The following is a 7,201-nucleotide window of genomic DNA, read 5'->3' as shown; positions in this document are numbered from 1 at the left end:
CGCCGGGATAGCCCAGTCCCATCATCTTCGCCGCCTTGTCGAAGGCTTCACCGGCCGCATCGTCCAGCGTCTCCCCTAACAAAATATAGTCGCCGATGCCCCGGACTTCCACCAACATTGTATGCCCACCGGAAACCAGCAGGGCGACTGCCGGGAAGGGGTCCACTCCGTTGAGCAGCGGGGCGAGCAGATGACCTTCCAGATGATGCACGGGGATCACGGGAATATCCCAGCCCATGGCGAGACCGCGGGCGAAATTTACTCCCACCAGCAGGGCACCGATGAGTCCCGGCCCGGCGGTGACGGCGATGGCGTCAGGACGCTGCCCGCCGGTCTGCGCCAGCAGCTCGTCGAGCAGCAAGGGCAGGCGGCGCACATGGTCCCGCGATGCCAGTTCCGGCACGACACCGCCGTAGGGCGCGTGCAGGTCAATCTGGCTGAACAGCACTTCGCCGAGCAGGCCACGCTGGCGGTCATACAAGGCGAGCCCCGTTTCATCGCAGGAGCTTTCAATACCCAGTATCCGCTCAATCATGGCGCACCGCCTCCGGCTTTGTGGCGGCGGGTTGTCCGATACGGCTCTGCAACCAATCCAATTCCGGCTCCGAAAAGCCCGCCGCGCGCCGCGCCGTCAGTGCCAGCGGCCCCTGAATCCGTCCTCGGTAACGCTGCTGCAAAAGCGTCTTAAAGGTGCTATCCGGCTCCAGGCCACGTTGCGCACAAAGATAGCGAAACCAGCGGCTGCCCACCGCTACATGCCCGCGCTCATCGCGTTCAATACGCTCCAGCACGGCGGCCGCTTCTGCATCCCCAGCGGCCAGCAGTCGTTCGCGCATGGCCGGGGTGACATCCAGCCCCCGCGCCTCCAGCACGCGCGGCACCAACGCCATGCGCACCAGCGGGTCTGCCGCCGTGTCCAGGGCCATCTCCCACAGACCGTCGTGGGCGGGCAGATCGCCATAATCGCCACCGAGACGTCGCAATTGCTCGCGCAACAGGACGAAATGCTCCGCCTCCTCCTGCGCCACCTGCAACCAGTCGCGATAGAAATCATCGGGTAGACCGGCGAACCGGTAGATAGCATCGAGAGCCAGGTTGATGGCGTTGAATTCGATGTGTGCCAGCGCGTGCAACAAAGCGAAGCGGCCTGCCCGCATATGCAGGGCGCGGCGTTTGGGCAAGTCTTTGGGACCCACCAGCAGGGGATGGGTCGGTCGCCCCGGTGTAGCGGAGAGCGGTGGGGCCGAGACTTCCGGCATGGGCGCCAGCGGCCAGCGCAAGGCACGCACTTGCTCTACTTTTTGTTGTGGATCAGCAGCATAAAGGGCCGCGCCGACAGCGGCCCAAGCCTGTGTATCTGACTGCATATCAGTCCCTCATCACTCCGTCACGACCTTCGCCAGCCAGGCTGAGCCAATCTGCGACCGCGAAAGAGGATGAAGTATAGCAGGGTATGGGTGATTTCCTGCGCAAGGGCAGGAAATCGAGGGGTGCGTTCAGGTCGTTACCAACATTCCCTGAGTTACGACGGATGGGTGTTAAATTGCGGATTTACATCATGAGCGGGGACTGCGTTGATCCAATCCCAGGAGTTGCCCAGATATATGGTGCCACCGACTATGGTCGGGTTGACGATGCCAAAACGCCCACCGACCTTGTATTGATGGATCATCTTCCCGTTCTTCGGATCGATGGCATAAATATCCGGTCCTGTGGAAATATATAAGGTATGATCATAGTAGGTCGGCGCGCCGCGACCAGCACCAGCCGGGCCAGGATTGGGCACATGCCAGGTCCACGCCACTTTACCGGTATGCAAGTCAATGGCTTCATAAGCGGACGTGACCGGTGAACCCACATAGACCGTATGGTCATGAATCATAGGCACGCCCCCCTTGAATGCCGGCACTCTTGGTCCGCGTCCCATGTTATCGGTCCACAGCACCTTGCCATTACGCGCATCGAAAGCCCGCACCAGGGTGGTCATAGTGGGTTTACCCTGGATCATCTGCGGATTTGCCACGGAATCCATGACCACGATGCCATCCGCCACAGCAGGCGGCACATCCCCCATACCCGTATTCACGGCACCGGGAATTTCGCCCTTCCATAATACCTTGCCCGTCTGCACATTCAGGGCATACAGACCAGGAATGACGGACATGGAGACGTAAACTTTTCCATCCCACACGATGGGGCTGGACATGTTGGCGATACCGCCGACATGAGTACGCCACACTTTCCGGCCATCCGCTGAACGGATGCGATAAATGTTGCCATCTCCGGTGCTGATGAAGAGGGAATGATCGGCGTAGGCTGGGGTCGGCATGGCGTCACCAGCGGTTTTAAAACTCCAGAGCAGTTTACCGTTGGTGCGGTCCAGACAGAATATCCCGTTGTAGCTGATGTCCTTGCCGCGCCCCGCTTGGGCTGGGTGCTTGGCATATTTCATCACGTTGGCGAAGTTAAAGGATACGCTTCCGGCAGACAGGTAAACATGCGTACCGACCACCAGCGGATTGCCCATCAGCGTATTGGCGACCGGGCTGGTCCTCCAGATCAGCTTGCCCGTCCGCGCATTGACGGCATAGGCGAACATGTCATCGCTCTCGGCATACACCACGCCCTTGACGACAGAGACCCCGAGCGCATTGCCATAAAACTGGGTCTGCACCGGCAGGGCCTCTTTGATGCCATAGACCTTTTCCCCATAAGGATGAGGGTCGCTCAACGGCCAGGCCCTAGCCTCCGGGAAATTCCAGCGTACGCCCTCACGAATCCAGGCCGGCGCGCTGGCGGCAACCGGAAAGGCGGCATTATGTTGCGGGTTACCATAGGCATGGGTCCACGCTGTGGGGCCGACCTGATCGACGGGTGCAGGGGCATTTTGCGGCAGGTATAGGACAGCAAAGGGGCTCTGCGGATCTAACGCGTTGTTGACCGGGTCCAGCGGGACCGTAGCGGTTTGCGCCCAGGCCGTGCCGGATATTAACGTACATATTGCGGATAAAACGACAGCTTTGCGGATTTTCATTTTATCTCCTCAAGAAAGGGAAGCACTGCGCGCAGTTAAAAATTTATCAATCAGAAATAAACCATATAACCAATTAACAAATTGTTATTAATCATGCAGTAATCGCACACTAGGCAGATCAATTGATCGCGTCAAGGCTAAAAATTGTAACATGGTGAAACAGTGTTACAATTTGTTACATATAATGATGAAAATCACTCTATATAATGCGTTATATGGATTCGTAGGGCGCATTATTTTTGGATCGGCGCGTCCGTTCTCGAACGCGGGGTTGGGCGTCTGCACCGTCGCGCTAGACAGGTCGTCGTAAAATATGTACATTAACACGTACATATTTGGAGGCTTGTTATGGATGCGATTACCTATACCACCGTTCGTGCAAACCTCGCCAGCGCCATGGACCGCGTTTGCGACGACCACGAACCCTTGATCATTACCCGCAATGGAGAACAGTCCGTCGTGATGCTCTCGCTCGAAGACTACAAGGCGCTGGAGGAAACCGCCTACCTCTTGCGTACCCCCGCCAACGCCAAGCGCCTTCTCGCTGCCGTCGCACAACTGAACGCCGGTAAAGGCGTTGAGCGGAAGCTGGCGAAGTGAGGCTGATCTTCTCTGACGATGCATGGGAAGACTACCTATATTGGCAGAAGCAAGACCAGCGCATGGTCGAGCGAATCAATAAGCTGATACGTGAGACACAGCGTGAACCCTTCGCGGGAGTTGGCAAACCCGAAGCACTGAAGCATGCTCTTTCAGGATTTTGGTCACGCCGTATTACAGATGAGCATCGCATGGTGTATCGAATAGAAGGTGATGCATTGATGATTGCTCAGTTGCGTTTCCACTACTGAGACGCCCAGTCGGGATGGATCCACCGCGCTTTTCAGCGGATTCACTGTGAGCCTCAGCAAGTCATTTACCAGGCGTGTCACGCTCGCCATCACCCGCTCCCCCGCACGTAAGTTGAGCGCGAATGCCGCAATTTCGGATTGGACTTCCTTCAGACCCCGCCTCGCGACGACGCCCTTGCCCTTCTCCTTGCCTTCGGCTCTGCGTAAACCTGGCCATAGGACCCGCACCTATGAAGTAACGCGCTATGCCCGGCGCACACGTTCAAGTTCAGGGGTGCGGCGCAGTTTTATCGCGCAGCGTCCCCTGCAACGCCGGGTTAGCCCGCAGATTGGCAAGCTGCGCGGCAGACCATATACTGGCACCGTTATGGTGCCATTATGGTTGGAGAAAGCTATGCCTACAACGCTGACGTTGAAGAACATTCCGGATGAGGTGTATGAACGCCTGAAGGTTGCAGCGGAAGCGCACCGTCGCAGCCTCAACAGTGAGGCGATTGTGTGCCTTGAGACCGTGCTTACGCCGACCAAGATAGCTCCCAGCGAACGGCTTGCGCGTGCGCGCCAGCTAAGGGCGGGGTTGAGCACAACGAAGTTTCTAGCGCGCGACATTGACACCCTGAAGAGGCAGGGACGTCCATGATTGTCGTGGACTCGAATGTGCTGGCGTATTTGTATCTGCCTGGCGAGTACACCTCGGCCGCAGAAGCCCTGCTCGAACACGACCCAAATTGGGCTGCGCCGGTTCTTTGGCGAAGTGAATTTCGAAACATCCTGGCTGGGTACCTTAGACGCGGAAGCCTGAGGTTCCAGCAAGCGCATAGCCTCCAGTGTGAGGCAGAAGATTTGCTCGCTGGAGCCGAATACGAAGTGGACTCGCTCAGTGTCTTGGAACTGGTGCGGGATAGCGAATGTTCAGCATATGACTGCGAGTTTGTCGCACTAGCGATGAAATTGGGCACGAAGCTTGTAACGATGGACGGTAAGTTGTTACGGGCATTTCCAGGCATCGCGGTCGCGCTTTCTGCGAGCTAATCGGGATAGGAGAAAGCCTCACGACCTCCCCCTCCCACACCACCGGACGTACGGATCACGTATCCGGCGGTTCGATGAATTGAATGCTTACCGGGCCGCAAGGCTCGGCACCTATGAAGTAACGCGCCATGCCCCGCGCACCGTAAAGTTGAGAGGCAGCCCGCTTCTGGGCTGCCCCGTTCGAACGAAGGGTTGGGCTGAATGTGTTCGCAAACGTGATGCTCCATGGGTATCAGCTATTAAACCGCTCTATCCAAATACCAGGCTCACGGTGCTGATGAAAGAATGAGACTACCAACAACTCATCTGGACTTGGTAGATAAATTAGCGTGTAGGGAAATTTGCGGAATAACACACGCCGGAACTCTTCTTCTTCGATGCGCAAATGCCCAAAGGGATTGCGAAGCGCTGACGCAACTGCCGCGTCAGCGGCACGGGCGAACTCAAAACCAAGCCCCAGCGCTTTTGACTCATACCAAATCTGCGCTTCCAGAAGCTCATGCTCTGCCTCTGGACGGAGCACGACTAACATCACGGTTTATTCGGAAATAATTTGGATCGAGCCTGTTCCCATGGGATGGCGGTGGAAGGGTCAGCACGATGCGCAGCAACGCGACGATGCAACTCATCTTTTTGAGCTTGTGACAATTCAACAGTATCAGGTGCCTCTGCAGCAATGCTATCCCATATGTCCTCAACGAGCTGGATGCGCTCGGAAACGGACAACTTCATGTATTCAATAGTGGCAGTGGGAGTAGGCATGGACCTAATATAAATCAAGGCCAACGTTAAGGTAAAGGTGGCAGGCCCAACGTGTTTAAGGGGTACGCCGCTTTTGGCGCGTCCCGCTTGAACGATGGGTTTTGGGCATCGCTGATCGAAGTGACACTGCGTACTACTTCCGTTGCGCCCAGTAGCCGGGACGACGCCTGTGATGCGCCACGGCGAGAATTCGAAGCTCCTCTGCGGTGACCTGATAGATGATGCTATATGGGAATCGACGGAGGATATATCGCCGGCGCTTGCTTCGGAACACAGCACCGAGCAGAGGGTTGTCCAGAACGAGATTGGCCGTGCGTTCAAACTCAGCCACAAGCGCGAGACCAAGCTCGACACCCGCCTTCAGCGTATAGAATGCTGCTGCGTCGTGCAGTTCGGCGAGCGCCGGTGGAGTAACGACGAGCCTCACTTCAGCGCTGCACGGACCTGTGCCAGAGCGTCAGCAATCGGAATGACTTGCAACACCCCACTTTCGATGTCAGAGATTCTGCGCTCGGTTTCGGCGGCCCACGCTTCCTCAATCTCGGAATCTTCGTCGAGACTAGCGAGCAATAGCTGAGCGAAAGCTGCGCGCTCCCCTGCAGTTAGTTTCAGGGCTTCGGCTTCGAGCAATTCGAGTTGATTTCCCATGGCTAATGTCTCCGTAAAGATAATATTCAAGTTATACCGTGAGTTTGGTGCCGAGTGAAGAGGAAACGAGATGCCCAACGTAAAAGGTAAGTGGCAAACAGCGGCGCGCTCGGCGCCAACGAAGCAAGCGGGCGTGCCTCGCCGATGTTTGTCTGCTTGACCGCCAGGTTAGGTACGCGCACGGAGATGGCCCCTCAGTTCTTCGATCGACATGCACCCGCCCCGCAGATGAATGACTGCATGGCAGTTGGGACACACAGGACGCAAATCTGCCACAGGGTCGACATTGTAATTGCCACCCTTGAGCGCAATGGGCGACAAATGATGGACGTGAATGAAGCCCGCTGCAACATCGCCGTAAACCTGCGCGAAGGAAAACCCACAGACGACGCAACTTGATCCGTGAGCTTCCACACACCGTCGCCTCGCCTCAGCATTTCGTTCGTAGGCGTTTACGGAGACCAACCGCACTGCCCCCTCGTGCAGATCGGAAGTGTCCACAACCTCATCCGCCAGCGAAAACTCAACCCGCTTCGGATCGAAGGAATCAGCGACGGGCAGAAGGTACGATTTGTTGAAGAGGTTGGAGTAGTCCTTGGTCTTGACGGAGTTTGATTGGCTGTATGTCTCACAGAAGCGCGCAATCTCCCAGTTTGAAACCAAGCGTTCGTCACCAGTTGAAGGAACGACCCTGAGCCCCCGATCCTCGACCGTGAATCGATACGCCTTCTTTTGCGACAGCGTGCGCCATTCCTCAGACTGAACGACTCTGGCAAAGGCGAGGAATTCGGATGCTGTGAATTTCATGGTGGCTTCCTGCGGACCTAACGGGGCGCGAGTTGTGCGGCACCCGCGTGAGGCCGGAGGGCACGAA

12 protein-coding genes are annotated in these 7,201 nt (G+C 56.9%); 4 read left to right on the top strand and 8 right to left on the bottom strand.

Annotated elements, in window-relative coordinates:
- The 3 genes from tsaD to Q0C48_RS05225 all read right to left on the bottom strand — a co-directional run.
- Positions 1-535 (bottom strand): tRNA (adenosine(37)-N6)-threonylcarbamoyltransferase complex transferase subunit TsaD (tsaD, locus tag Q0C48_RS05235; RefSeq protein ID WP_291522179.1); only part of this gene is annotated, 535 nt, incomplete at its 3' end.
- Positions 528-1,367, bottom strand: a complete 840-nt coding sequence (locus tag Q0C48_RS05230) for a ferritin-like domain-containing protein (RefSeq protein ID WP_291522177.1) — start codon at positions 1,365-1,367, stop codon at positions 528-530. The genes tsaD and Q0C48_RS05230, both read right to left, overlap by 8 nt.
- A 155-nt stretch (positions 1,368-1,522) precedes the next feature.
- Positions 1,523-3,034 (bottom strand): PQQ-binding-like beta-propeller repeat protein, encoded by a 1,512-nt coding sequence (locus tag Q0C48_RS05225; RefSeq protein ID WP_291522175.1) that lies wholly within the window; start codon positions 3,032-3,034, stop codon positions 1,523-1,525.
- A gap of 348 nt (positions 3,035-3,382) precedes the next feature.
- Here Q0C48_RS05225 and Q0C48_RS05220 point away from each other — a divergent pair, with 348 nt between their 5' ends.
- From Q0C48_RS05220 to Q0C48_RS05205, 4 genes are all read left to right on the top strand, one after another.
- Positions 3,383-3,634 carry a type II toxin-antitoxin system Phd/YefM family antitoxin gene (locus tag Q0C48_RS05220; RefSeq protein ID WP_035191769.1) on the top strand — a complete coding sequence of 84 codons (252 nt, stop codon included), beginning with the start codon at positions 3,383-3,385 and terminating at the stop codon, positions 3,632-3,634.
- Positions 3,631-3,885 (top strand): Txe/YoeB family addiction module toxin, encoded by a 255-nt coding sequence (locus Q0C48_RS05215; protein WP_291509567.1) that lies wholly within the window; start codon positions 3,631-3,633, stop codon positions 3,883-3,885. The genes Q0C48_RS05220 and Q0C48_RS05215 overlap by 4 nt, the downstream gene beginning before the upstream one ends.
- A gap of 367 nt (positions 3,886-4,252) precedes the next feature.
- A complete protein-coding gene (locus Q0C48_RS05210; RefSeq protein WP_366937009.1) occupies positions 4,253-4,525 on the top strand; it encodes an Arc family DNA-binding protein in 273 nt (90 codons plus the stop codon).
- Complete coding sequence (locus Q0C48_RS05205; RefSeq protein WP_291522171.1) at positions 4,522-4,917, top strand: type II toxin-antitoxin system VapC family toxin; 396 nt, start codon at positions 4,522-4,524, stop codon at positions 4,915-4,917. Before Q0C48_RS05210 ends, Q0C48_RS05205 begins: the two co-directional genes overlap by 4 nt.
- Before the next feature lie 232 nt (positions 4,918-5,149).
- Here the strand turns inward: Q0C48_RS05205 and Q0C48_RS05200 are convergent, their stop codons facing one another.
- From Q0C48_RS05200 to Q0C48_RS05185, 5 genes are all read right to left on the bottom strand, one after another.
- The gene (locus Q0C48_RS05200) at positions 5,150-5,449 is read right to left on the bottom strand and encodes a hypothetical protein (RefSeq protein WP_291522169.1); all 300 of its coding nucleotides are present in this window, start codon (positions 5,447-5,449) and stop codon (positions 5,150-5,152) included.
- Positions 5,449-5,649, bottom strand: a complete 201-nt coding sequence (locus tag Q0C48_RS14670; RefSeq protein ID WP_366937007.1) for an addiction module protein — start codon at positions 5,647-5,649, stop codon at positions 5,449-5,451. The genes Q0C48_RS05200 and Q0C48_RS14670 overlap by 1 nt, the downstream gene beginning before the upstream one ends.
- 163 nt (positions 5,650-5,812) lie before the next feature.
- A complete protein-coding gene (locus tag Q0C48_RS05195) occupies positions 5,813-6,106 on the bottom strand; it encodes a type II toxin-antitoxin system RelE/ParE family toxin (protein WP_291522167.1) in 294 nt (97 codons plus the stop codon).
- A complete protein-coding gene (locus Q0C48_RS05190) occupies positions 6,103-6,327 on the bottom strand; it encodes an addiction module protein (RefSeq protein WP_198660629.1) in 225 nt (74 codons plus the stop codon). The genes Q0C48_RS05195 and Q0C48_RS05190 overlap by 4 nt, the downstream gene beginning before the upstream one ends.
- A gap of 168 nt (positions 6,328-6,495) precedes the next feature.
- Positions 6,496-7,134, bottom strand: a complete 639-nt coding sequence (locus Q0C48_RS05185) for an HNH endonuclease (protein ID WP_291522163.1) — start codon at positions 7,132-7,134, stop codon at positions 6,496-6,498.
- Between the last annotated feature and the right edge of the window lie 67 nt (positions 7,135-7,201).

Source organism: Acidithiobacillus sp., from assembly GCF_023255755.1.
Lineage (GTDB): Bacteria > Pseudomonadota > Gammaproteobacteria > Acidithiobacillales > Acidithiobacillaceae > Acidithiobacillus.
Note: the sequence above shows the minus strand (reverse complement) of the source record. Positions and strands in the feature narration are given on the sequence as shown.